Here is a 23,506-nt window from a genome sequence, read left to right as displayed (position 1 = left end):
CGCTCATGCGTCGCCCCGATCGTTGGTCAGGCGCAGCGAACGGATCGACCCGAGGTCCTCGATATTCCAGAGCTGCTCGAACAGTGCTGCGGCCTGGCCTTGCTTGAACACCCGGGTCGCGCAGTCCATGAACTTATCCTGCAGTTCGTCGCGCAAAAGCGGGCGCTGCCAGCTGCCCTTGGCATGAACCACCGGCGCGTGCTCAAGCACTTCGCCCGACGTCAACACGACGCTGACGCGGTCGGCCGGCGCGAACGGCTGGTCGCCCGGCATGATCTCGTCCGTCGTCGTGCAGCGAACCTTGGCGAAGGTAGCGCCGACGTCGGGCCGCGAGACGAACTCATCGGTGAGCTCGGACAGCCCGACACGGCCGGCGATCAGCGCGGCGGTCATCGCGAATTCCATGCTGAACTTGGCCTCGAGACCGGTCTGCGGATTGGTGTTGCGCAACATCAGCCTTTGGGTGACGCCGGTGTGGACCCGAATTTCCTTCACGTCGTCGGGTTTGAGCTTGTGCGCATTCACCAGGCCAATCATCGCGTCGATCGAACGATGGGTCGCATAGCAGGTCGGATAGCGCTTCACATTGATGCCGAGATCGGCCAGCCGCCAGTTGCGGCCTATATCGATCGTCCCGTTTTCGATATCCGGCGTGCCCGATGGCGAATGGGCGCGCAGGAAGCCGGTTTGGTGCTCGAGCACGTCCAGCGATGCGGTAAATCCCTGATCGGCGAGGCGCGCGGCAAGCACGCCGGATTGAGCGGTGCGGCCGGCATGCAGCGATTTGGTCATGGTGCCGAAATTGGCGACCAGTCCGGAGGCGAGCGAGGCGGCGATCGCGATGGCATGCGCGGTCTTCGTGGAGTCGAGATTGCGCAGCCGCGCACAGGCGGCCGCGGTGGCGAGCGCGCCCATCACGGCCGTCGGGTGAAAGCCGCGCTCATGGAGGTGACCGGGCTCCAGCGCAATGACCTGCGCCCAGACTTCGTAGCCCGCGGCATAGGCGGCGAGCGCGTCGGCACCGCTGGAGTCGAGCGACCAGCCTTCGGCCAGGATGGCCGGCACCAGCACCGTGCTCGGATGTCCGGCCAGCGCCACGTCGTCATAGTCGAGCACATGCGCCGCGACGCCGTTGACGAGCGCAGCATCCGGCGCCGCGAGATTGCGGCCCGACGGAACCTCGGGCGCGCCGTCGTTCTGCGTGGACGCGGCCACCATCGCCGACACGATCCGCACCGGCTGCTCGGCGGCGCCAGCGATCATGACGCCGACGCAGTCGATGATGCCGGTCCGCGCCGCCTCGCGGCAGCGGCCGGACAGATCGGACAGCTTGAGGCCGGCTACAAAATTGGCCGTCTGACGCGTGATATCCAGCATGGGTCGTCTCCTCAGTAGGAACGCGGAAGACCGAGCACGTGCTGCGCCACAAAGGCCAGCACCATGTTGGTCGAGATCGGGGCTGTCTGGTAAAGACGGACCTCACGCCACTTGCGCTCGACGTCGTATTCCTGCGCAAAGGCGAAGCCGCCATGGGTCTGGAATGTCGTATCGGCAGCCTTCCAGGTGGCCTCCGACGCCAGCAGCTTGGCGATATTGGCGTCTGCTCCGCAGGGCTGCCCGGCCTGGAACAGCGCGGCGGCGCGGCGGCACATCATGTCGGCGGCTTCGAGTTCGGCGTAGGCGCGCGCCAGCGGAAACTGGATGCCTTGATTCTGGCCGATCGATCGTCCGAAGACGCGCCGCTCATTGGCATAAGCGACGCCCTTGCCGAGAAGCCAGCGTCCGTCGCCCACACATTCGGAGGCGACCAGGATTCGTTCGGCGTTCATGCCGTCGAGGATGTAGCGAAAGCCCTTGCCTTCCTCCCCGATGAGATTGGCGACCGGCACTTTCAGGTTCTCGATGAACACCTCTGTCGCATTGTGATTGACCATCGCCTTGATCGGGCGGATTTCGACGCCGTTGCCCTTGGCCTCACGCAAGTCGACGAGGAACACCGAAAGTCCGTCGGTGCGCCGCTTCACCTGATCGACCGGACTGGTGCGCGCCAGCAGCAGCATCAGGTCGGAGTGCAGCGCCCGCGACGTCCAGACCTTCTGGCCGTTGACGACATAGACGTCCCCCTGACGCTCGGCGCGGGTCTTGAGCTGGGTGGTATCGGAGCCGGTATTGGGCTCGGTTACGCCAAAGGCCTGCAGCCGCAGCCGTCCCGCCGCGATTTCCGGCAGGTAGGTCCGCTTCTGGGTCTCGTTGCCGTGACGAAGCAACGTACCCATGATGTACATCTGGGCATGCGCGGGACTGGCGCTGCAGCCGTTCGCATTGATCTCTTCGAGGATCACTGCCGCCGCACGCAGCGGCAGGCCCGAACCGCCATATTCCTCCGGGATCAGCGCGCCGAGGAATCCCGCCTCCGTCAACGCCGCGACGAATTCGGTCGGATAGGCGCTTTGATCGTCGAGCTTGCGCCAGTATTCGCCCGGAAAGCCCTTGCAGATCTGCCGCACCGTGTTGCGCAGGTCGGAGAAATCCTCGCCCAACGTGACGGTGACCTCCATGTCGGCGGTTTGGGCGGCGTCGTGATAGTTCATGTCATATCCTTTCAGGCGGCGGCGCTGGCCGACACGCGGAACGTTTTGGGCAGGCCGGCGCGGGCGATCGCGCCGGAGCACCGTTCGCCGGGCAGCCAGCTCTCGACCTCGCGTCGCAAGGCGACCAGCCGCTCGACATCGGCGCCGGTATCGAAACCGAGTTGCTCGAGCAGGAAGACGGTATCCTCGGTGTCGATGTTGCCGGTGGCGCCGGGTGCGAACGGACAGCCGCCGAGTCCGGCGAGGGATGCGTCGAAGGCGCGTACACCCGCATCCAGTGCCGCCGTCACATTGGCGAGACCGAGACCGCGCGTGTCGTGGAAGTGGCAGGCGACCGGCAGTGGACGCACCGCGGCGATCACCGCGCCCATCAGGCGGCGGACCTGACCCGGATCGCCATAGCCGACCGTATCGGCGACGATGATCTCGTCGGCGCCCATCCCGGCGAGTCGCACCGCGATCTCGACCACTCGTGCCTCCGATACCGTCCCCGAGATGGTGCAGCCGAACGCGGTCGCGATGCCCGCACCAAGTCCGATTCGTGCTCCGGGGCGCTGATCGCGCTCCGCGGCGATGCGCGCGAAGTCCTGCAGCGACTCTTCTGTGCTGCGGCGAACATTGGCCTGGTTGTGCTCCTCGCTCGCCGACAGCACGTAGTTGACGATTGGCACACCGAGCGCGAAGGCGCGCTCGGCCCCCTTCAGATTCGGAACCAGAACCGAGGGCCGCAAGCCCGGCATTGTCAGCGCGCCGCGGGCCACCTCCTCCGCGTCGGCAAATTGCGGGATCACCTTGGCCGGCACGAATGAGGTCACCTCGATCTCGCGGATTCCGGCCTCCACCGCGCCACGGCACCAGGCCAGCTTGCGCGCGCTCGGCAAGATCGTTTTGACCATCTGAATGCCGTCGCGGGGTCCGACCTCGCGAACATGAGCTTTCTCACGCATTTCGCGCCTCCTTCTACTTGCCTTGAAAGTTGGGTTTGCGGCGCTCGTTGAACGCCAGCACGCCTTCGCGCCGGTCCGCCGTCGGGACCAGACGGTTGTAGGCCTCGATCTCGAAGGCGAGGCCATCGGCGAGCGACATCTGCAAACCGCGATGGATCGCCTGCTTGGCCTGGCGCACCGAGATCGGGCCATTGGCAGCGATGCGATGGGCGATGGCGAAGGTCGCCTCCAGCAATTCCCCTGGCGGCAGCACCCGATTGACCAGTCCCCACTGCTCGGCCTCGGCAGCCGAGAACGGCTGGCCGGACAGGATCAATTCCTTGGCGCGGCGCTCGCCGACGGCGCGCGGCAGATTCTGCGTGCCGCCGCCACCTGGCATGATGCCGAGCGTCACTTCGGTCAGCGCGAAGCGCGCATTGGTCGAGGCGTAGACGAAGTCGAGCGCCGCCGCGATCTCGCAGCCGCCGCCATAGGCCGCACCGTTGATCGCGCCGATCACGGGAATCGGACAGCCCAGCAGAGCGCGCAGCATGCGCTCGAAGACCAGATGCTGTGCCTGCCAGGCCTCGTCCGTCATGCCGTTGCGCTGCTTCAGATCGCCCCCGGCGCAGAACGCCTTGTCGCCGTGTCCGGTCAGGATCACCGCGCGCAACCCCTCGATGTCGGTCGAGAAGCCCTCGAACAGTTCCACCAGATCAAGGCCCATCTGGGTGTTCATCGCATTGGACGCTTCCGGCCGGTGCAACGTCACCAGCAGGATATCGCCATCACGCCGTTCGACCTTGATGGTCTGGAAATCAGTTCGCATTGATGGCTCCCTTGCTCGCAGGCTTTCGAAGAATGGCATTGTGCTGGCCGAGCGCCGGCGCAGCGGTGCGCGCGCGTGGTCGCGTACCGTCGAAGGCAAGCGGAACGCCGACAAGATCGATATCGTCGCCAGCACAACGCACCATCATGTCGAGGGCGCGGGTTTGTGGATGCTCCGCAACCTGGTCGGTGGTCAGCAGCGGTGCATTGGGAACCCCGGCGCCGTCGAGAATGCCGCCGAGCGCATCGGCCGTATACTTACGCACCGCGGCCGCGATTTGGGGGATCAGTCGTTCGCGGTTGACGACCCTTGCCGCGTTGGTCGCGAAGTCAGGATCATGCGCAAGCGCCTCGAGGCTCAACGCCACGCACAGCTTGCGGAACAGATTGTCGTTGCCGGCGGCAATCATCAGCCATCCGTCGGACGCCTCGAATGCCTGATAGGGCGCGATTTCCGCGGTGCCCGATCCATAGGGCTTGCGCACCTCACCTGACGCCGCATAGCCGGCCAGCGGAACGGTCATCCACGCGAGCCCGGTCTCGTAAAGCGAGGTCGCAACGCTGCGGCCCTGACCGCCCTTGTTGCGCGCCACCAACGCGGCGAGCATGCCGATCACTGCCCACATGCCGGAGCCCATGTCGACCAGCGAGACGCCGACACGCACCGGCGGCCGGCCGCCCTCGCCGGTGACGCTCATGATGCCGGTGCTGGCCTGTGCGAGCGGATCGTAGCCGGGCTTGCTGGCGAGCGGCCCCTTGGCGCCGAACGCGCCGATGTCGCACCAGATCAGCGATGGCTTCGCGGCGCTGAGCGCATCCGCGGTGAGACCAAACTTGTCCAGAATGCCGGGCCGCAGATTCTGGATGACGGCATCGGCCTCGTTCAGGATCAGCGACTTCAGCCTCTCGCAATCCTCCGCTGCGCCGAAATCGACGGTGATGCCTTCCTTGCCGCGATTGAGACTATGGAACACACTTGCCGTTCCGTTCCAGAACGGCGGCCCCCAGCCACGCGCATAATCGCCGCTTTTGGGATTTTCGACCTTGATCACACGGGCGCCGAGATCGGCCAGAATCAATCCGGCATAGGGGGCGGCCACGCTGTGTCCGAGTTCAATCACGGTGATACCAGCGAGCGGCTTGTCAACGTCCATCAAATCCTCCCGGCTGCCGCAAGGGCCGCCGCCGTTCCTGTTGTCATCAATCGATTCATCATGTCGAGCGGCGGCGCTTTCACGACTTGTCCTGCGCATTGTCGGCAACCAGCACCGCGCCGTTGACGAAGCTCGCGCGGTCGGACAGCGCGAAGACGATCAAATTGGCGAGTTCCTCCGGCGTGCCCCAGCGCGTGTTGCGCATCGAGTTATTTTCCGACCAGCGCTTGCGTTCGGCTTCCGCCTCCTCTTCGCCCAGATTGCGCTTGGCGAGCTCACGCTCCCATTTTGCAAAACGTTCCGGAGTATTGACGAAACCGGGAACGACGCAGTTGACGCGAATGTTGTGCGGCCCGAATTCGTTGGCGAGAATCTTGGAGAAGCGGATTTCGGCCGACTTGGCCGGACCGGTGCATGACGACAGGAACGGCGGCATCGTCACCATGATCCCGGTTTCGCCCGACACGTTGACGATGCCGCCGCCGTTCTGCTCGATCATGATCGGGATGATGCGCTGACAGATACGGAACTGAGCGAAGAAATTGATCGCCATGCCGTATTGCAGTTCCTCGTCGGTGACTTCGAGGAACGGCTTGTAGGTGCCCGTGCCGGCATTGTTGACCAGGATGTCGACGCGGCCGAGACGGTCGCGGGCGACCGCCGGCAGCCGCTCGATCTGCTTCAGATCCGTCACATCAAGCGACAGCGTTTCGACCTTGACGCCGGTGCTCCGCTCGACGTCAGAACGACATTCGGCCAGCGCGTCCTCGCGGCGCGCGCAGACCAGAACCTTGACACCCTCCTCCGCCAGCAAGCGTACGGTCTCGAGACCAATGCCCTTGCTGCCGCCGGTGACGATCGCAGTCTTGCCTTCAAGTCCAAGTTTCATTTGATCGCATCCCTTTGAGATCGGGTCAGGCGGTCGAGCAGCCTGCGCACAGGCATCGATCCGCCACTACGTGCCGAGGCGAAAACCTCGGCCGCAAGGCTGGCGCCTTCGCCGGCCGGAATTCCGGTGCCGGCCAAGCGGCTATCGAAAACCTCGGTGGCGCGGGCTTCGTCCTGGAACACCAGAACCTTGGGCGCCTCGCGCGCGGTCCGGCGAAGACGCGCACCATTTTCCATCTCCAACTCGACGGTCGCGTCGAGATGGGTGCCGACCGCGTCCGGCTCGACGATCGTTTTTCCGACGAGTGCCATAATCTCCCGGTCCTGGCGGTGCTCGACGCCCATCTCGTAGTCGAGGCGGCCGTAGCGCAGCATGGCGGCGACCGCAAAGGCGGTGCTGGCCTGGGTCTGCACGGTCCGCGTGAACGGTCCCTTGAATGACGTTCCCGGATATTGCGTATAGGGCTCCCAGATCGTCACGGTGATCCGCTTCACCTGCGACAGATCGATGCCGTCGCGGTGAAGCATATGCGCCGCCAGCACCGCCGACATGTTGTCGCCCAGGGTTGCGAACGGCTTTGCCATGATGCCGATCATCGTCGCGACATCGGGGCCTCGCTGCCATTGTTCTGGCGTGCGATCGAGGCCGGCAAGCGAGCGCAACAATCCCTTCGGTCCTTCCAGCGCATCGGGCGCCCCCTGGACGCCGCGCGCCGCAAGCTCCGCGGCCACCAGCCCGCCCTGGGCGGCGCGCCCGTTCTGTACGCGCCATTCATCGGAGCCGCAGCGCACCGGCTCCAGCGTGCCGCCGGTCGTGCAGGCCGCGATTGCAACCGCGCTGGTGGACCTCGGTGGATCGAGCCCAAGTGCGGCTGCGGCCGCCGCCGCAGCACCGATCGTGCCGAAGGTCGGGCTGGTCCGCACGCCCCTGCCGATCAGGCCGCGGGCAACGACTTCACCCGCACCAAGCCATTTGAGCGTGGAATAGCCGACCGTGAGAGCGGTCAATACGGTGCGCAGCGGCGCATCCAGCGTTTCACCAAGCGACACCGCGACCGGCGCAATCAGGGATCCCGGGTGCGTCCATGAATCGTGGTCGGTGTCGTCCTGAAAATGGGCGTGAACGGCAATGCCGTTGGCGAGAACCGCCTCGGACAGCGCGGCATGTTTGCCGCTCGCCCAGATGCGCGCGGTGCGCGGTCCAGGCAGCACCTCCGCGGACATCGCGCGCGCGGCCGCGGCCGTCGGCTCGTGTCGCGCCGCGAGCGCGAGCCCCAGCGAGTCCAGCAGGCAAACGGCTGCCTTCGTGGCGACATCCGGGGACAGTTCGCTCGCCGACGTCGTTGCGGCGAAGGTCCCGAGCAGCGCAGTGGCGTTCAAAGTAGCGGACATCACAAATACTCCTCGGCAAGCGCAACGTCGCGAATTTCGGCGACGGTGCCGCTCCGCCTGACCTCGCCACCGCGCATCACGTAGCCGCGTGTGGCAAGCTTGAGCGCCGGACGCGCCATCTGCTCGGTCATGAGAATGGTCGTGCCGCGCTGTTGCATATGACGGATCGCCTCGCTGATCTGCGCGATCCACACCGGCGCGAGCCCGAGGAAGGGTTCATCCAGCAGCAGCAGCTTGGGAAACGAACTCATGGCGCGCGCCAAGGCGACGATCTGCTGTTGTCCCCCCGACAATTGTCCGGCCGGCTGGCTGGCGCGCTCCTTCAGGATCGGAAAGATGCCACAAAGCCAGGCCCAGGCTTGGCGCTGGCTCGCTCCGCCGTGCCAGCAGGCGCCGCTCAGGACGTTGTCAGCGACCGACATGGTCGGGAACACGCGGCGCCCTTCGGGCGAATACCCAATTCCGGCCCGCGCGCGCCCATCGCAGGATACGGCACTGAGATCACGGCCCGCGAAGCGCACGCTGCCATGCGAGGCCTGGACCAGACCGATGATGGCGTTGATCAGGCTCGACTTGCCGGCACCATTGGCGCCGATCAGCAGCACCGTCTCGCCCTCGGCGACGTCGATCGAGACGCCGCTGATTGCCGTGATGCCGCCGTAGCGGACTTCGAGGTCTTTCACCGCCAGCATCAGGCCGCCTCCTCGTCCACTGTCCCGAGATAGGCGTCAATGACATCCTTGCGTGCCAGGACGTCGGCCGGAGCGCCCTCGGCCAGGACACGACCGGAATCGAGCACCAGTATTCTTGGACAGAGGCGGCGCACGAGATCCATGTCATGCTCGACGATCAGGACCCCGCAACCGAGCTCCGTCCTCACGTGGCGCACGAAAGCATCGACCCGCAGGCGCTCCCGCCGCTCGAGACCGGCCGCCGGCTCGTCGAGCAGGAGGACTTTCGGCCGGGCGGCGCAAGCCAGAATAAGGCCCAGCATCTTCTGGAGCCCGTACGGCAGCTTGTCGCTCTGCTCGTCGAGCTGCGGTTCGAGCTCGAACTCGTCGATCAGCGGCGCGACGCTGTCCCATCCGGGCCCACTGCCGCTGAAGCGAAGGGCCCTCGAAATGTTCTCGCGGACCGATGCCGTACGGAAGGTGTTGGTCTGTTGGAAGCTGCGGATAATTCCCATGCGACTGACGGCATGTAGCGGCTTGCCGGTCATATCCTTGCCGTCGAGCCGCACCCGGCCGATGGTCGGCGGCAGCATGCCGCAAATGACGTTGATGAGCGTGGTCTTGCCGGCGCCGTTCGGTCCGATCACGCCGAGGACGTCGCCTGGCGGGATGGCGAAGCTGACATTGTCGAAGACATGCAGCCCGCCGAAACGCTTGGAGATCGCTGCGACCTCGAGCAGCGCGCCGCCGTCGGTCCGTCCGGTGCGTTCAGCCGTCATTGCAGGGGCTCCATCGCATTGGGCACACTCAGCGTCGGCGACGAGGCGACGGTGGAAGACCGCGACGGCGACGGTGGCGAAAACACGCGGACGCCGAGGCGATGGATCGTCCCGACGACGCCCTCGCGCGCGACCAGCACCACCACCACGATCAGGAAGCCGAACAGGAACTGGGAATACTCCCCGCGCAATGCGAAGACGTCTCCCGCCCAGATCAGCAGGGCGCCACCGACAACCGGGCCAAGCATGCTGCTCTTCCCACCGATGATCGCATAGGCAATGTAGTTGACCGATGACAGCGCGCTGAACGAGGTCGGATGGGCCGTGAGCAGCATGTTGACGAGGGCGAAGCCGGCGAGCCCGGATACGCCCGCGGCGATGGCGAAGCCGAACGCCTTGTAGTGCCAGACGACGAGACCAAGACTCTGGGCGAGCAGTTCGTTCTCCTCGATCGCCGCGAAATGCTGGCGCAGCGTGCGGGTCACCGCAGCGGTGACGATAGCGCCGGCGAGCGCCAGCCCGATCGTGACCTGCAGCACCGCGCGGTTGTCGGCGAGCTCCAGCCCGAACAGCGTCACGGCCGGCATGCCGACCAGTCCATTGGCCCCCCCGGTCCACCCCGGCGTTTCAAACAGCAACAGTTGCGTGATCTCGGTGAGGACGAACGTGACCAGCACGAAATAGACGCCGGTCAGACGGAGCACCAGCGCGCCGAGCGGCAGCGCAAACAGCGCCGGCACCACGAAGCTCGCAAGCCCCAGCAGCAGCACGTCGGTCACGCCGTGACGAAGCCCCAGGATCGCGACGGTGTAACCGCCGATCGCCATGAAGGTCGGCACCGCGAAGGTCATCAGATTCATGCGCAGCATGATGTAGACGCTGAACGCGGCCGTAATCGCGATCAGCATCTGGTTGGCCAGCGAATAGACCATCGGGTTCTGGCTGAGCCAGGGAACTACGAAAGCGGCCGCGATGACCACGACGCTTGCTGCCTCGGCCAGGTCGCCGCGCTTGGAAAGGGTGCGGGCTGTCATGTGCTCAAGCTCCCCGAACCCGGTGACCGAACAGACCCGATGGCTTGACGACCAGCATGACCAGGACGAGCACGAACAGCGCGAGTGCGCCCTTCGAGCCACCGAGATAGACCGCAGAGAACGCCTCCGCCATGCCGACGATGAAAGCCGCGACTGTCGCACCACCGATGCTACCGAGACCGCCGAGAATGACGATCAGGAAGGACGTCGCCAGCACAGGATCGCCGATATGCGGCGCGAGCGACAGGATCGGTGTGACCAGCGCGCCGGTGAGGCCGGCGAGCCCCGTCGCCAGGGCGAAGGCGGCCGGGAACAGAATCGCGGGACGCAGTCCCTGCGCTGTCGCCACCGCGCGGTCATCGGCCAGCGCTCGCAGCGCGCGGCCGAAATCGGTGTAATAGATCAGGCCGTAGATCGACAGGATCCCGACGATGCAGACGCCCAGCACCACGAGATTCTCGATCGGCACAAAGAAGCCATGGCCGTGAATGACACCGGTCAATGGAAAGGCGAAGGCCGGAGATTGCGGTCCGAACACCACCAATATGCCGCTCGACATCATCAAATAGAGGCCGAGCGTCAGCATCAGCGTCGCCAGATGATCGTCGATCACGCGATCCAGCACGAAGCGTTCGAACAGGAATCCGAGCAGCGTGGTGCCCAGCGCCGCGCAGATCACCGCCAGCGCGTAGGGCATGCCAAGATAGGTCACCGCGGAATAGGCGAGATATCCTCCGAGAACGTAGAAGCCGCCATGCGCGAAATTGACGACTCCCAGAATGCCGAAGATCAGGGTGAAGCCGAGGGCGAGCAGCGCGTACTGCGCACCCAGGCTGATGCCGATGAGGCAGGTGGCGACAAAACCTTGCACGGAGTACCCGCTACTTGCCGCCGGCCGCTTCGACCCTGATGGTCGGTTGCAGCTTGCCTTTTTCCACGAGTCCGACACCGAACGGGAACGACAGTTCCTGGTTGATGCCGAAGAAATCCTGCCCGATCCAGTGACCGGGACCGATATTGGGATCCTCAACCGGCAACGATCGCAGGGCCTCGGCAACCTTGGCCGTGTCCGAGATGGTACCGGCCTTGGCGATGGCTTTGGTTACCATGCGGGCGGCGGAGACCCACTGAAAGAACAGATTGTTTTCCGGCCGCTCGGCACCGAGCAGCTTCTTGTACTCGTCGGCGATCATTTGCACTTTCTCGTCGATGAGAACCGGCTCGTACCAATAGAAGTCCTTCAGCACCTCGTCGCCACCGGCGACGCGGGAGATTTCGGTGTATCCCGGACCGCCGAGACGTCCGATCGGTCCCTCAAAGCCAGCCTGACGCAATTGCTTCACGATGATGCCGGCGTCGCCAGGGGGCGATGAAGCGAGATCGACGGCGTCGGGCTTCGCGTTCATGATCCGGGTCACGATCGGCGCGAAATTGGTGGTGCCACGCTGATAATATTCTTCGGAAGCGGTGATGCCGCTTCTCTTGTATGCGTCGGCGTCGACGCTCGCGATATCCGTGCCACCCTGGTCGTTCGGCGCGACCAGCACCACGCTCTTCATGCCGAACTTCTGCTTGGCGATCTTGATGATCGGCTCGGCCCAGCCCGAAGGACCCGGCCCCATGTGGAACACCAGTGGCAACTGCGGCGACAGCGCATCCTTGGCGTAGCCGTTGCCCATCACCAGCATCGAATTGCGCTTGGCGATCGGCTTCACGCCGGTGAGCTCGGGCGAGCCGATCGGGCCGATGATGAATTTAACGCCCTGCCCTGCCAACGTGTTGGCTGCAGCGGCGGCGCCTTCGGCCGTGTATTTGCTGTCGATGGCAACGACGTTGACCTTGCATGGCGCCCCGTCGACCTTGATCAGGCCGTCCCGGTTGGCCTCGGCGGCGACGAGTTCGACCGCGCCGCGCAGCGCGAGGCCCCATTGCGCAGCGGGACCCGACAGAACGCCGACGACGCCGAGCGTCAATTCCTGTCCCGCCGCCATCACCGAGACATTCGAACTGGCCAGCGCAGCGCCGACGGCGATGCCAGACAACAGCAGATTTCTCCGCGTAGTGCTCATCATTCCCCCCGTAATTTGTTGCGGCTCATGCGCCGTCCACTTGTTGCGTGGAAACCCGAAGCGTTCGCCCCGGGGCCGCGCGTATCGCTCGGCGCCGGGACGCTAGGCGCGCGGAGGTCGCCTTGTCAATGAAACGTTTCATGAAAAATAGGGCAGATCAGCTATGCTTGAGATGAGCCACCATTCTGGACATGCAATAAACATGAATAATAACAGTAATTTACCCTGTTGATCGAATGATCCATCAGAAACTCCAAACGACGCATCGCTACTGACACACCTATGAAATGAAACGTTCCACTTGAATCAACCTAGCCTGCCCGTTAGCTTCCGTGACCCGTCGCGGACAGAAGATGACGGCCAAGGGGAGAAACTCGATGATGCGGGGCGCCGTGACGGCCGTGCTTTCCGTGCTTGCGATTCAGTGCAGCCAGGGAGCGCTAGCAGCCGAACCTCAGTTCAAGCTGCGGGCTTCGGTGGACACGTCGGCGACACACGGACGGACATTGTCTGCCGCCGACTACCTGAAGAAGCTGCAGGAAAAATCCGGCGGCCGGATCACGACCGAGCTGTTCCACAGCGGCCAGTTGTTTCGCGACCGCGACGTGGTGAAGGCGCTTCGTCAGGGCGCCGTCGAGATGGCGATCCCCGGCACCTGGGTGCTGACCGGCTTCGTCCCCGATGCAGACGTCTTCCAGCTGCCGGCATTTTTCGGGCAGCCCTACCCGGTGGTCTATGCTGCTGCCGACGGCAAGATCGGCGAGATCATCAACAAGCAATTCGAGAGCAAGCTCGATGTCAAATTGCTCGGCCCCTGGCTGCAGCTCGGATATCAAAACACCTACAGCACCAACAAGGCGATCCGCGACTTCGCCGATCAGGCCGGCATGAAGATCCGCAACTCCGGCGGTGCCGCACAATCGGCGCGAGCCAAGTTCTTCAATGCAACACCGAACGTCACAGCCTGGCCGGACGTTCCGCTGGCGCTCTCGCAAGGCACGTTCGACGGGCTGAGCTCGACCGATGAAAGCCTTGCCAGCGCAAAGCTCTGGGAATCCGGCGTGAAATATGGATTTGCGGATCGCGAATTCGTCGGGTTCTACGTGCCGATGATCAGCGAGAGCTTCTACAAGAAGCTGCCGCCGGATCTCCAGAAGCTGGTCGTCGACCTCTGGCAGGAGAACATCCAGGCCTACCGCAAGAGTATGGAAGAAGCTCAGACCGAGGCGCGCCACACGCTGGAAAAGAACGGCATCGTGTTCGTTTCGCCGTCCGAGAGCGCGCTCGCTGCGGTCCGCGCCAAGATGCTGCCTTTGCAGGACGGCATCGCGAAGGAGTTGCGGATTTCGCCCGCCTTGCTGCTGCAGGTGCAGGCGGATGTAACGACCGTCGGCCATTGATTGCCACCCATGATGAAGATCTGGAACAGGCTTGAACTCCTGTTGATAGGAGTTCTTGGTGCCGCCGCGCTGACGGTCGGGACCGCTCAGGTCATCGGTCGCTACGTGAACAAGAACTTCGCCTTCATCAATGGCGAGGAGGTAGTGGTCTATCTGACGGTCTGGGCGGTGTTTCTGGCGTCGAGCCAGTTGGTCCGGACCGATGGGCATGTCAGGCCCGACGTCGTGCTGCGACTGTTGCCGCCGCAAGGGCAAAGATGGGTCGAGGCATTCAACTGCTGTGTCGCGATCTTGTTTTGTGGCGGCCTGGCCTATTGCGGCTTCCAGGTTGCGGATGTCGCCCGCAGCCTCGACGAGCGCAGCATCACGGGCCTCGAATTCCCGATGTGGATCTACTACTCGGCCATCCTGACCGGCGCCGTGCTGATGCTGTTGCGCTACGTCATCAAGCTTTATTTGCTCGTATTCCGCTTCGATCCCGCCACCATGGTCATCGCCGTTCACGATCATTGAGCGATCGACGACGTCAGCCGTCTTGATGACCGATCTGCCATCGGCAAACTGACCGTCGTGGTCCCGCATCGGGACGCTTCAGGTCCAGCAACAACGAGACCGACACGATGTGGACGATGCTTTTCCTGCTGATGTTCTTCGGGCTGCTCTGCGCGGGAATGCCGATCTTTCTGGTGTTGGGTCTCTGCGCGGCGGTCCTGTTCGGCTTCAGCGACCAGCCTCTGGTGGCGATCGCGCAGAAGATCGCCGATGAAATGAATTCCAGCACACTGATGGCCTTGCCGCTGTTCGTGATGGCCGCCGCATTCATGCGGCGCGGCGGCGTCGCCAAGGCGCTGGTCGATGTCGCGATCGCCTGGTTCGGACGATTGCGGGGCGCACTCGGTCTCGTGACGGTGGTGTCATGTACCCTGTTTGCCGCGATCTGCGGCTCCTCAGTTGCGACTGCGCTCGCCATGGGCACCATTCTGGTGCCGGCGATGATCGAGCGCGGCTATCCGCGTCATTTTGCGCTTGGCGTGGTCGGCGCTTCCGGCACGATCGGCATCGTGATTCCACCCAGCCTGTCGCTGATTCTTTACGGGCTGATCGCAGAGCAGTCCGTGCCGCGCCTGTTCCTGGCCGGCATCCTTCCCGGGCTGCTGCAGGCGGCGATGTTCTTCGGCTGGGTGTTCTACTACTCGCACAAATACGAGCTGCCGCGCGAACCGTCCGTGCCTCGCGCCGAACTGGTGCGGATGAGCCTCAATGCCCTGCCCGCGCTGTGCGTGCCTTTCATCGTGATGGTCGGAATCTACGGCGGCCTGATGACGGTCACCGAAGCAGCCGCGGTCTCGGCCACGGTGGCTCTTCTCGTCAGCCTGTTCTTCTATCGCGGCTTTAAGGTCAGCCAGACGCTCGAGGTGATCGCCGAGGCAATCAAGAGCGCCGCGACGATCATGATCATCGTCGCGACCGCTTTGGCGTTCGGCCACTGGATGACGGACTCGGGCATCCCGGCCTCGCTGGTGAAGTTCACGCTCGACAACCAGCTTCATCCCTGGCAATTCCTGCTCGCGATCAACGTGCTGCTGCTCGTGCTCGGATGCTTTCTCGAGGTCGCCGCCACGCTGCTGGTGGTGATGCCGATCCTTGCGCCTGCGCTGAAACCGCTCGGAATCGATCCCGTCCATTTCGCGATCGTCTTCACCCACAACATGGAGATCGCGCTGGTTCATCCCCCGGTCGGACTGAACCTCTACGTGCTGGCCACGATTTCGACGGCGCCGGTCACCGAAGTGGTGCGCGGCGTTCTGCCGTTCCTCGGCCTGCTGCTGCTGTGCCTTGCAATCATCACCTATGTCCCACAGCTTTCGCTCTGGCTGCCCAATCTGGTCTATGGCGCGGGCTAGCAGCGCGGATCGTCTCGACGGAGAACTCGAGCATGTTATCGAAATCAATCCATTGGGCCGGCGAATTCTCCACGCTCGCGCTCCGCTACGGCAACAGGCCGGCTGTCGTCGACGCCGCCGGCACGACGTCCTATGCGGAGTTGTTCGCCAAAGCCGCCGGCGTTGCGGATGCCCTGATGCAGGCCGGGATCGGCCCGGCAGATGCCGTGGCTACATTGTTCCGCAACAGCGCCGACGCCGTTGCGGCCACTTTCGGCGTCATGCTGGCGGGCGCCGTCGAAGTCCCGATCAACCCTGCGCTGAGCAGCGACGAACGCGCTTACTGCCTCGCGGTCTCCAACGTTCGTCTGTTGATCACCGGCGCGGCCCTCGCGACCGAAAAGGCCGCCGGCGGTCCGATCATCATCGAGGTCGAAAGCATCGAACGGACCGCGTTGGATCCGGCCGCCTTTTCGCAGGTCGACGGCGACGCGCCGGCGCGTATCGTCTTCACCTCTGGTACCACCGGACGTCCGAAAGGCGCGGTTCACAGCCAGATCGGCCGCTGGACGGCCAACATATTGCTGCGGGCGAACCTGCCGTTCCGCCCGGGTGCCGGCAGCAACGTCCTGCTGATGACGCCATTCTCGCACGGCTCCTCGTTGATGACGCATGCCTATCTGTCGTCGGGTGCGGCCGTGACACTGCTCGACGGCGTCGACCCGCCGCGCGTACTTGATATCCTTGCACGCGGCGCATGCGATGCGATGTTTGCGCCGCCGACCGTGCTGGCAAAGATCGTGGCTGCCGCGGGCACGCGCCAGTTCTCGTCGCTGCGCACGATCTTCTGCGGCACGGCCGTGCTGAAGCCCACGCTCTACGCGCGCGTCAAGGAGATGTTCGGCCCCGTGGTGCGGGTGACCTATGGCAAGAGCGAGGTATTCAATCCGATCACAGTGCTTGAAGCCGAGGAGACCGAGTCCTGGTATGCATCCGGAGGCGAGGACGCCTGCGTCGGCTGGCCCGCTCCCGGTGTTGAAATCGTCATCCGCGGCGAGGACGGCCGGCCGGCCGCCATGGGCGATGGCGGCGAAGTCCTGATGCGCGCGCAACATCTGATGGCCGGATACCGCACCGCCGAGGGTTTCGTCCGATTGGCACCGAATGAATTCCACGAAACCGGCGATCTCGGCTATCTCGATGCACGCGGCCGGCTGCACCTCACCGGCCGTAGCGCCGACGTCATCAAGTCGGGCGGCTACAAAGTAGCGCCGGAAGAGGTCGAACGGTTGCTTGCGCCGGCGCTGCAGCCATCGGAAGTCGCGGTGGTCGGCATTCCCTCGGACTATTGGGGCGAGGTCATTCTGGCAGCGGTGGAAAATCCCGCACCAGGCTGGGAGGAGCGCATCAATCGCGTGGTGCCGAACATGACCGACTACAAGCGTCCGCGCCTGCTGCTTGCCCTCGACGAATTGCCGCGCAACGGAATCGGCAAGATCCTCCGCGGCGCCATTCGCACCGACGTGCTGTCCCGGTTCCGCATCACCGAAGGGCCGCGGCCGCGACTCGAAAAGCGCTCCTAGTTCAGCGCGAGCGACGAAGCCGAGTTCGCGTTGCAAGCGCAGAGAATGTGACCGCATTACGGGCACTTTACTCCGGCCGAACGCACAGCACGCCGTTTTCACGAGAACGGCACCGTCCAGCGAACGAGAAGGCTTACGTAGCGCCCCAATCGACGACCTATCGCCATTACGTGGCGTTTGCCCCAATAGTTGGAGTCGTGATCGCCGCCCTTGGCCTTATTTCGTGGCTCATCGGACGAGTCTGCTGCGACATCCTCTCCGGTGATTGACACAGCCTGGTTCAGGACTCCTATCATCGGGACGCTGCCCTGCATTATCGCTGGATCAATCTGTCAGAGATATCGGGCGGGGTGTTGCGCGCACGCAAACGGACCGCGGCGCGGGGCTGGTATGCGTCGGGGCCTCCCACTTCGTTCCGCTACGGGACAGAAGCCCGATAGTGACTCTTCCTTTTGGCTCGACAAGCGCTGCAGGCCTGCGCTTCGCTCTCGGTCGTCTTCGAGCTCGCCCCAGTTCCATGCGAAGATAGTCATCTATCCACCGACGCGTTGCGCCGGGACGTGATCTGCAATGCATAATGCGCGTCACGAAAGTTCCAAACTCGCCTAACGCCAAGCGTCTCTCGCCCTTGCCCTGAGCAGCCCGCGTTTGGCGCCGCCTGTTGCAGCCAAGTTACAGCAATTCCGCACGTGTCTGATAGGCGATGAACTTGGGGCTGGGCTAGTACAAGAAAGTTGGAATGAAAAAGATGAAGAAAATTCTGCTTGTCACCGCCGGCATGATCGCGCTCGGCGCGGTCGCGCCCGCTTCCGCGGCTGATCTCGCGCCGCAGCCCTACACCAAGGCTCCGCCCTATGTTGCTCCGACCCCGATCTACAACTGGACCGGGTTCTACATCGGTGGTCACGTCGGTGGTGCGTTCGGTGGCAACGACAACGTCCTCGCCCCCGGCTTCGGCGGTGGCAACGACGGTGTGTTCATGGGCGGCGTGCAGGCTGGCTATGATTACCAGTTCGCGCCGAGCTGGGTGCTGGGTCTTGAAGCCAACTATAGTTTTCTGGATACCAGTTCGAGCTTCGCTAATCGTGGCCTCGGTTCGGTAACCGGCCGCCTCGGCTACACTTGGGGTCCGGCGCTGCTTTACGTCAAGGGCGGCTATGCCTGGGCTGACACGCGCTTCTCGAACGGCTTCGGCGGCGACGGCGGCCGTGACGGCTACACCGTCGGTGCCGGTCTCGAATACATGTTTACCCAGAACTGGTCGGGCAAGCTCGAATACCAGTACTATGACTTCGGCACCGTCAACGTGTCCGATTCTCTCGGCTTTATCGGCAGCTTCCGCAACGACCAGCACACCATCAAGGCGGGCTTGAACTACAGGTTCAACCTGGGCGGCCCGGCCGTCGCCAGGTACTGATCGCTCGCTTAACTCCAAGCGACATGAGAGCTCCGGGCCAAACAAAGGCCCGGAGCTTTTTCGTTGAAACGGTGGTTTCTCCCGGATTGGAAGCCTCTTGTGCGGTCGACTGACGCAACGCCGTGAGGCCAATACGAAGCGACCGCGCACTACTCCGAGCATCCTCAAGGTCCGGGTGAGCCGCAATCGTTGACACCGACCTCCTCGGTCGGCGGCCCAGTTTTGCCGCGCGACGGACTGATCCGTGACGACATGACGCACGACGATCAATGCGTCATGGAACTGACCTGCAAGGGACGATGGCAGCTAGCGCTCATCGGGCTGATCGAGCGCGAACACGAGGCCCGTTGCGAGCGGTTCGGCCGGGCTGGTGGATTGGGCAGGCCGGTCGGATCTGCTGCATGGGCGCCGCGCGCTGCGAGGCTTCAGCGCCGCTGCCTGATCTGCACGGCCTTCAGATAGTCGGCAACCTGCTCAGCCCAATCGGCGGGTGGCGCCACGCCTGTAACTTGCGGGCTGCGACCGCAGCCAACGCAGATCGGGTGGGTGTCCTGATCGCTCTCGAAGCTATAGGCATCCGCGCCGTCGGTAATCACGCACGGCGTCATGTCGGAGCGCTTGCGGTCGCAGCGTTTCATCATGGCCTCCGTTCCCCGGCGAGTGCTAGCCGACACACTTTGCGAGTCCAGTGCTGGATCATGAGTCGCCCACCACCGCCGAGGAAAATGCAAAGTGAAACGCATTCGATGGAACAGCAACACGCGTGGGCGTATTGGTTGTTGATTGATTATGATGCAATCGTGACCATGGAACTCGTGCTGTTGGCACGGACTGCACATCCCATCACGAGGCGGTTGTGATCTCATTGCGTACATCGGATCGACCGAGCACGCGCATCGGCTCGGCCAATCCGAAATACTGGCAAAGACGGCTCCGGCGCGGCCCTCAGACAGCACGTCGGGGCCGTCGCTTGCGTCAGCGGAGCTTGCGAGACGGGTGACAGCCATCGAGTGCCAAGTCGGATATGCACGCGCGCGTGTTGACGCGGCGTTGAGGCGCTCAATAGCTTTGCCGGTTGGGGTGGCTTGATGCGGTGATGGCGATGTCCAGAATAGAAGTGAGCGCAGAAGAGAAGGAATTGATTCTAATGCTGCGCGAATGGAAACGCGACGTGCGCGGATTTGGGTCGTCCGAAGTTTTGATTTCACGCCGCCATGGACGCGGATGGGAAATCAGGCTTGCGCTCAACGCGGATCAAGTGTCGTCCATCGGACTGAGCTTCGGCCTGGCTTGGAATGCACTGGCGGCAACACAATTGGGTGCCGCACGAAGGACGACCTGCGTTGTGCATGAACCATGATACAAGCAGGACAGCGGAACCAGTTGCGTTGGCACAAAGTGCACTTCCATCCAAGGCCGAGTGTGATCTGATCGTCATTCGGATCAGCCGAGCCCCACAGCGCATCAAACTCGGATAGGCCGAAGCACTGGCGAAGACCGCTTCGACGTTGAAGCCCCTCAGACTCACGTCGGAGCCGTCGAAAAAGGTGGCGCCAATGAAAAATCGAACAGGCACCGAATGGGCCATCATCGCCGCTGAATGCTGGCTCGCAGTGGTCGCGGTGGCGATCTTGCTGATCGCGCTACAACCGGAAGTTGGCTGATTGCGACACGCACCGCTGTCGGGATCTAAGGGACGATTTTGGTTAGGGCCGATGCCCAAGCGCATGACGCAAGTCGAGATTCGTCCTCGCCTTCAGGACGACCGCCGCAGACGAGCGAGCGGAGCATCGCCGCCCCCGTTTGGCGAGCGCCTTGATCGCGTCTACCGCTCAGGAATCCGAGAGACGGACCACGCGGCCGGCGATACTTAAAACAGCGTCTCGAACATGCTTCAACGAGCAACCGTAGACGGAGATTCACGAGTTGCGCTGTTGGGCGCGTCGTTCGACTGTTCGGCAGCAACGATGGAACGAATCTCGTCGATCCGTCGACACGCGCGGATCGCACACTGTCTCAACTCATCGATCGATTGCGTTTCTGCCCGCGTCTTTTCAACCGCTTCGATTTGCGAGTTGAGGGCTGCAAGTTCTGCCTGCAGCAGTTCAAGCAGCGATTGGTTGGAACCAACCGCCCTTTCCATTTTTTTTGCCCGCATTGTCATCCCCAAATACGGTTGTACGTTCGTGACAACGATTCGTGGCGTCATTATGAATCCGAATGCCCCCAGCTTGGACTGGGGCCTCGCGTCACCGCAAAAGCGTTGCCAACGGCGCCCGACCACGCTCCGAACTGATCGTTCATTGCAAGGCGCGCAATTTCGTTCGGCATCTCGAGCACGACTCATCGGCGATGGTCGAACGTCGAACGAGAACGCCCCTGATCGTGTTCTCGCATTTATCGCGACTGCAAATGCACGGCCTTTGCCAGGGCTCGCGCCGCCTCTGCCGGAGGAGCCTTGTCCGTATCACCGTCGACCATGAGGTTAGCGGCGCGCATCGCCTCAACGGGCACCGAGCCGACAAGCGGAACAAGTGCTCGCTTCAGCCGCGCATCGGCGGCACGCTTTGGCGAGATGAGGATCAGCGCATCATAGGAAGGTATCGCATGCTTCGGGTCAGCCAGTACGAGCAGATCAAGCGCCGCGATACGCCCCTCGCTGGAGAACGCGGAGACGACGTCGGCCTCGCCGGCCTCGAGAGCGTGATACATGATCGTTGGATTGAACGAGCGTCGCGTTCTGAACGACAGACCATAGGCATCCTTAAGCGAGCGCCATTCCGGTCGGCCCAAGAACTCAAGGTCATCGCCGATGGTGAGTTGAGGTGCAACACGAGCAAGATCGGCAATCGAGGTGACATTTAGTTCCTGCGCTCTCTCCCGTTTCATCACGAGAACGTAAGCATTTTCGAAACCAAGCGCACCGAGTACCGTGACGCCCTGCTCCGCTTTCATCCAGCGGACGATCTCCGCCTGCATCTCCTCGCGCGGTGGCATGTCAGTGCGACCGATAACGTTGCGCCAGAGCGTGCCGGAGTAATCGACGTAAGCATCAATGTCATTGTGAGCCAGCGCGCGAAAGGCGATAGCCGAACCGAGCCCATCCTTGCGCGTTACGCCGACTCCTTCAGCCTTCAGCCGGTCACCCATCAGGTCCGCCAGAATGAACTGTTCGGAGAAGCTCTTCGCGCCGATGACATAGGTTTCCGCTTCGTTCGAGAGCAGCGGCGCGAAACCGGCGAGCGTGCCGAGAGCAAGCCCGGCGATGCCGAACAACACACGCTTCCTGCTGCGTTCAGACGCCCCTGTCTCCACAAGACCGAGACAGAAGTCAGTGATCAGAGCAAGCCCGGCCGCGGCGGTGCAGCCGAACAGCACGGAAACCCAGTTCTCGGTTTGCAACCCCGTAAAAATGTAATTGCCAAGGCTGGTTTGGCCGACGGGCGTGGAAAGCGTGGCTGCTCCAATCGTCCATACGGCTGCAGTCCGCACCCCGGCCATGATGACGGGCGTGGCGAGCGGCGCCTTGACGCGCGTCAGAATCTGCTGAGGCGTCATACCAACGCCTTCTGCCGCTTCGACGATAGCTGGACTGACGCCATTCAAACCAACCACACTGTTGCGCAAGATCGGAAGCATCGCATAGAGCGTCAATGCGATCAGCGTCGGCAGGAATCCCAGTGCGGGGATGCCGAAGCCGAAGAGCCGTGCCGTCAATGTCGAGAGCGCAAGGAGCAATGGATAGAACAGTGCGAGCAACGCAAGTCCCGGTATGGTCTGGATCAAGCTGGCGATGGCAAGCACCAGCCTGCGTAGCCATGGTCGTTCCGCTGCGAGGGCAGCCAGCGGCAGGCTGACGAGCAGTCCAAGCGCCAGCGCCGTGGCGCAAAGTACAATATGTGGTGTGAGATAGGTGGGAAGCAGGCGCCAGGCGTCGAACAACGCGTCTAATCGGGCACTGGAAAGCAGCTCTGCGCCGGCATCAGGCACGAGCAGGTCCGTTCTTGGTCGCAAGCGCGGCGATGCGTTCCGCTTGACGTCGCGGCACTTCCATCAAGGCGGTCACGTCCGGATCGTCAGAACCAGAGCCCATCATCAGAGTATGCGGCGTATCGTCGGCGAGTACGCGGCCGTTCTTCATGACGACGATTCGATCAGCCATCAGCGCAGCTTCCTGGATGTCATGGGTCACCATCAGGGTCGTCATGCCGAACCGGTCGTGCAACTCGCGGTAGGAAGAACCCAGGCTGTCGCGGGTGACAGGATCGAGCGCACCCAGCGGCTCGTCCATCAGAACAATGCGCGGTCGGGCGGCGATTGCACGCGCGACGCCAACCCGTTGGCGCTGACCTCCGGACAGCATGTGCGGAAAGCGGCTGGCGTAATCCTGCGGCAAGTCCACCATATCCAGCATCTCGGCCACCCGCGATTCGATCTCGTTCGCCTGCCAGCCATGCAATTTGAGTGTCACGGCAATGTTGTCGGCAACTCGCATGTGTGGAAACAAACCGATCCCCTGAAAGACATAGCCGATGCTCCGCCGCAGCATCGGTGGTTCGGCTTTGCTTACAGGCACTCCGTCGATCCTGACTTCTCCAACGTCAGGATCGACCAGTCGATTGATGGTCTTCAGCAGCGTGGTCTTGCCGGATCCCGAGCCGCCCACGAGCGCGACCAGTGACCCCTGCTGTACGTCGAGCGATACGTTGGAAACAGCAACACTCCGCCCCCCATCGTAGGATTTCGATACAGCATCGATCTCGATATACGGCACGGAATTAGACGGATTCGAAATCGGCGAAGCTGTCATGAACAGGGCCTCCCTGTGGACTGCAGAACTGCCAGAAAATGAGCAAGCAGGCGTCAGGGCATGATCCACTTGGATGCACAG

At 63.2% G+C, this 23,506-nt stretch carries 22 protein-coding genes; 6 read left to right on the top strand and 16 right to left on the bottom strand.

Annotated features, from left to right (window positions below; genetic code table 11):
• Window positions 1-3 precede the first annotated feature (3 nt).
• From J2R80_RS14080 to J2R80_RS14025, 12 genes are all read right to left on the bottom strand, one after another.
• Complete coding sequence (locus J2R80_RS14080) at window positions 4-1,377, bottom strand: MmgE/PrpD family protein (RefSeq protein WP_229188879.1); 1,374 nt, start codon at window positions 1,375-1,377, stop codon at window positions 4-6.
• Between the two features lie 11 nt (window positions 1,378-1,388).
• Window positions 1,389-2,591: an acyl-CoA dehydrogenase family protein gene (locus tag J2R80_RS14075; protein WP_375162579.1), complete on the bottom strand. Its 1,203-nt coding sequence runs from the start codon at window positions 2,589-2,591 to the stop codon at window positions 1,389-1,391.
• A gap of 11 nt (window positions 2,592-2,602) precedes the next feature.
• Window positions 2,603-3,538: a hydroxymethylglutaryl-CoA lyase gene (locus J2R80_RS14070; protein WP_253638760.1), complete on the bottom strand. Its 936-nt coding sequence runs from the start codon at window positions 3,536-3,538 to the stop codon at window positions 2,603-2,605.
• Window positions 3,539-3,551: 13 nt separating this feature from the next.
• A complete protein-coding gene (locus tag J2R80_RS14065) occupies window positions 3,552-4,346 on the bottom strand; it encodes an enoyl-CoA hydratase/isomerase family protein (protein ID WP_057017381.1) in 795 nt (264 codons plus the stop codon).
• Entirely contained in the window at window positions 4,336-5,499 is a 1,164-nt protein-coding gene (locus J2R80_RS14060) for a CaiB/BaiF CoA-transferase family protein (protein WP_057017380.1), read from the bottom strand. Before J2R80_RS14060 ends, J2R80_RS14065 begins: the two co-directional genes overlap by 11 nt.
• A 79-nt stretch (window positions 5,500-5,578) precedes the next feature.
• The gene (locus tag J2R80_RS14055; RefSeq protein ID WP_057017379.1) at window positions 5,579-6,388 is read right to left on the bottom strand and encodes an SDR family NAD(P)-dependent oxidoreductase; all 810 of its coding nucleotides are present in this window, start codon (window positions 6,386-6,388) and stop codon (window positions 5,579-5,581) included.
• On the bottom strand, window positions 6,385-7,779 hold the full coding sequence (locus tag J2R80_RS14050) for an MmgE/PrpD family protein (RefSeq protein ID WP_253638759.1): 1,395 nt from the start codon (window positions 7,777-7,779) through the stop codon (window positions 6,385-6,387). The genes J2R80_RS14055 and J2R80_RS14050 overlap by 4 nt, the downstream gene beginning before the upstream one ends.
• Entirely contained in the window at window positions 7,779-8,471 is a 693-nt protein-coding gene (locus J2R80_RS14045) for an ABC transporter ATP-binding protein (protein WP_050387518.1), read from the bottom strand. Before J2R80_RS14045 ends, J2R80_RS14050 begins: the two co-directional genes overlap by 1 nt.
• Window positions 8,471-9,229: an ABC transporter ATP-binding protein gene (locus tag J2R80_RS14040; RefSeq protein ID WP_076826880.1), complete on the bottom strand. Its 759-nt coding sequence runs from the start codon at window positions 9,227-9,229 to the stop codon at window positions 8,471-8,473. The genes J2R80_RS14045 and J2R80_RS14040 overlap by 1 nt, the downstream gene beginning before the upstream one ends.
• A complete protein-coding gene (locus J2R80_RS14035; RefSeq protein ID WP_253638758.1) occupies window positions 9,226-10,263 on the bottom strand; it encodes a branched-chain amino acid ABC transporter permease in 1,038 nt (345 codons plus the stop codon). Before J2R80_RS14035 ends, J2R80_RS14040 begins: the two co-directional genes overlap by 4 nt.
• 4 nt (window positions 10,264-10,267) lie before the next feature.
• Window positions 10,268-11,134: a branched-chain amino acid ABC transporter permease gene (locus J2R80_RS14030; RefSeq protein WP_253638757.1), complete on the bottom strand. Its 867-nt coding sequence runs from the start codon at window positions 11,132-11,134 to the stop codon at window positions 10,268-10,270.
• A gap of 10 nt (window positions 11,135-11,144) precedes the next feature.
• Entirely contained in the window at window positions 11,145-12,305 is a 1,161-nt protein-coding gene (locus J2R80_RS14025; protein ID WP_253638756.1) for an ABC transporter substrate-binding protein, read from the bottom strand.
• 404 nt (window positions 12,306-12,709) lie between these two features.
• Here J2R80_RS14025 and dctP point away from each other — a divergent pair, with 404 nt between their 5' ends.
• The 5 genes from dctP (at window position 12,710) to J2R80_RS14000 (ending at window position 18,615) form a co-directional block, all read left to right on the top strand.
• Window positions 12,710-13,732, top strand: coding sequence for a TRAP transporter substrate-binding protein DctP (dctP, locus tag J2R80_RS14020; RefSeq protein WP_253638755.1), 1,023 nt, complete (start codon window positions 12,710-12,712; stop codon window positions 13,730-13,732).
• Between the two features lie 9 nt (window positions 13,733-13,741).
• Entirely contained in the window at window positions 13,742-14,245 is a 504-nt protein-coding gene (locus J2R80_RS14015) for a TRAP transporter small permease (protein ID WP_057017373.1), read from the top strand.
• Window positions 14,246-14,352: 107 nt separating this feature from the next.
• Complete coding sequence (locus J2R80_RS14010; protein ID WP_229188887.1) at window positions 14,353-15,636, top strand: TRAP transporter large permease; 1,284 nt, start codon at window positions 14,353-14,355, stop codon at window positions 15,634-15,636.
• Between the two features lie 32 nt (window positions 15,637-15,668).
• Complete coding sequence (locus tag J2R80_RS14005) at window positions 15,669-17,198, top strand: class I adenylate-forming enzyme family protein (RefSeq protein WP_253638754.1); 1,530 nt, start codon at window positions 15,669-15,671, stop codon at window positions 17,196-17,198.
• A gap of 748 nt (window positions 17,199-17,946) precedes the next feature.
• Complete coding sequence (locus J2R80_RS14000) at window positions 17,947-18,615, top strand: outer membrane protein (protein ID WP_253638753.1); 669 nt, start codon at window positions 17,947-17,949, stop codon at window positions 18,613-18,615.
• 425 nt (window positions 18,616-19,040) lie between these two features.
• Here J2R80_RS14000 and J2R80_RS13995 read toward each other — a convergent pair whose 3' ends face one another.
• Window positions 19,041-19,256: a hypothetical protein gene (locus tag J2R80_RS13995; protein ID WP_253606941.1), complete on the bottom strand. Its 216-nt coding sequence runs from the start codon at window positions 19,254-19,256 to the stop codon at window positions 19,041-19,043.
• Between the two features lie 455 nt (window positions 19,257-19,711).
• Between J2R80_RS13995 and J2R80_RS13990 the strand changes: the two genes are divergently transcribed.
• Window positions 19,712-19,975, top strand: coding sequence for a hypothetical protein (locus J2R80_RS13990; RefSeq protein WP_253638752.1), 264 nt, complete (start codon window positions 19,712-19,714; stop codon window positions 19,973-19,975).
• 534 nt (window positions 19,976-20,509) lie between these two features.
• Here J2R80_RS13990 and J2R80_RS13985 read toward each other — a convergent pair.
• From J2R80_RS13985 to J2R80_RS13975, 3 genes are all read right to left on the bottom strand, one after another.
• Window positions 20,510-20,824: a hypothetical protein gene (locus tag J2R80_RS13985; protein WP_253638751.1), complete on the bottom strand. Its 315-nt coding sequence runs from the start codon at window positions 20,822-20,824 to the stop codon at window positions 20,510-20,512.
• Window positions 20,825-21,012: 188 nt separating this feature from the next.
• Window positions 21,013-22,557, bottom strand: a complete 1,545-nt coding sequence (locus tag J2R80_RS13980) for an ABC transporter permease/substrate-binding protein (RefSeq protein WP_256527985.1) — start codon at window positions 22,555-22,557, stop codon at window positions 21,013-21,015.
• A 40-nt stretch (window positions 22,558-22,597) separates the two neighbouring features.
• A complete protein-coding gene (locus tag J2R80_RS13975; protein ID WP_253638749.1) occupies window positions 22,598-23,425 on the bottom strand; it encodes an ATP-binding cassette domain-containing protein in 828 nt (275 codons plus the stop codon).
• Window positions 23,426-23,506: the final 81 nt, after the last annotated feature.

This window comes from Bradyrhizobium sp. USDA 4541 (genome assembly GCF_024171085.1).
Taxonomy (GTDB): domain Bacteria; phylum Pseudomonadota; class Alphaproteobacteria; order Rhizobiales; family Xanthobacteraceae; genus Bradyrhizobium; species Bradyrhizobium australafricanum.
Note: the sequence above shows the minus strand (reverse complement) of the source record. Positions and strands in the feature narration are given on the sequence as shown.

What these genes read in the sequence shown, in the direction of transcription:
- J2R80_RS14080 (WP_229188879.1), bottom strand. Translation starts at nt 1,377, where the DNA reads ATGCTGGATATCACGCGTCAGACGGCCAATTTTGTAGCCGGCCTCAAG.
- J2R80_RS14075 (WP_375162579.1), bottom strand. Translation starts at nt 2,591, where the DNA reads ATGAACTATCACGACGCCGCCCAAACCGCCGACATGGAGGTCACCGTC.
- J2R80_RS14070 (WP_253638760.1), bottom strand. Translation starts at nt 3,538, where the DNA reads ATGCGTGAGAAAGCTCATGTTCGCGAGGTCGGACCCCGCGACGGCATT.
- J2R80_RS14065 (WP_057017381.1), bottom strand. Translation starts at nt 4,346, where the DNA reads ATGCGAACTGATTTCCAGACCATCAAGGTCGAACGGCGTGATGGCGAT.
- J2R80_RS14060 (WP_057017380.1), bottom strand. Translation starts at nt 5,499, where the DNA reads ATGGACGTTGACAAGCCGCTCGCTGGTATCACCGTGATTGAACTCGGA.
- J2R80_RS14055 (WP_057017379.1), bottom strand. Translation starts at nt 6,388, where the DNA reads ATGAAACTTGGACTTGAAGGCAAGACTGCGATCGTCACCGGCGGCAGC.
- J2R80_RS14050 (WP_253638759.1), bottom strand. Translation starts at nt 7,779, where the DNA reads ATGTCCGCTACTTTGAACGCCACTGCGCTGCTCGGGACCTTCGCCGCA.
- J2R80_RS14045 (WP_050387518.1), bottom strand. Translation starts at nt 8,471, where the DNA reads ATGCTGGCGGTGAAAGACCTCGAAGTCCGCTACGGCGGCATCACGGCA.
- J2R80_RS14040 (WP_076826880.1), bottom strand. Translation starts at nt 9,229, where the DNA reads ATGACGGCTGAACGCACCGGACGGACCGACGGCGGCGCGCTGCTCGAG.
- J2R80_RS14035 (WP_253638758.1), bottom strand. Translation starts at nt 10,263, where the DNA reads ATGACAGCCCGCACCCTTTCCAAGCGCGGCGACCTGGCCGAGGCAGCA.
- dctP (WP_253638755.1), top strand. Translation starts at nt 12,710, where the DNA reads ATGATGCGGGGCGCCGTGACGGCCGTGCTTTCCGTGCTTGCGATTCAG.
- J2R80_RS14015 (WP_057017373.1), top strand. Translation starts at nt 13,742, where the DNA reads ATGATGAAGATCTGGAACAGGCTTGAACTCCTGTTGATAGGAGTTCTT.
- J2R80_RS14010 (WP_229188887.1), top strand. Translation starts at nt 14,353, where the DNA reads ATGTGGACGATGCTTTTCCTGCTGATGTTCTTCGGGCTGCTCTGCGCG.
- J2R80_RS14005 (WP_253638754.1), top strand. Translation starts at nt 15,669, where the DNA reads ATGTTATCGAAATCAATCCATTGGGCCGGCGAATTCTCCACGCTCGCG.
- J2R80_RS14000 (WP_253638753.1), top strand. Translation starts at nt 17,947, where the DNA reads ATGAAGAAAATTCTGCTTGTCACCGCCGGCATGATCGCGCTCGGCGCG.
- J2R80_RS13995 (WP_253606941.1), bottom strand. Translation starts at nt 19,256, where the DNA reads ATGATGAAACGCTGCGACCGCAAGCGCTCCGACATGACGCCGTGCGTG.
- J2R80_RS13990 (WP_253638752.1), top strand. Translation starts at nt 19,712, where the DNA reads ATGGCGATGTCCAGAATAGAAGTGAGCGCAGAAGAGAAGGAATTGATT.
- J2R80_RS13985 (WP_253638751.1), bottom strand. Translation starts at nt 20,824, where the DNA reads ATGACGCCACGAATCGTTGTCACGAACGTACAACCGTATTTGGGGATG.
- J2R80_RS13975 (WP_253638749.1), bottom strand. Translation starts at nt 23,425, where the DNA reads ATGACAGCTTCGCCGATTTCGAATCCGTCTAATTCCGTGCCGTATATC.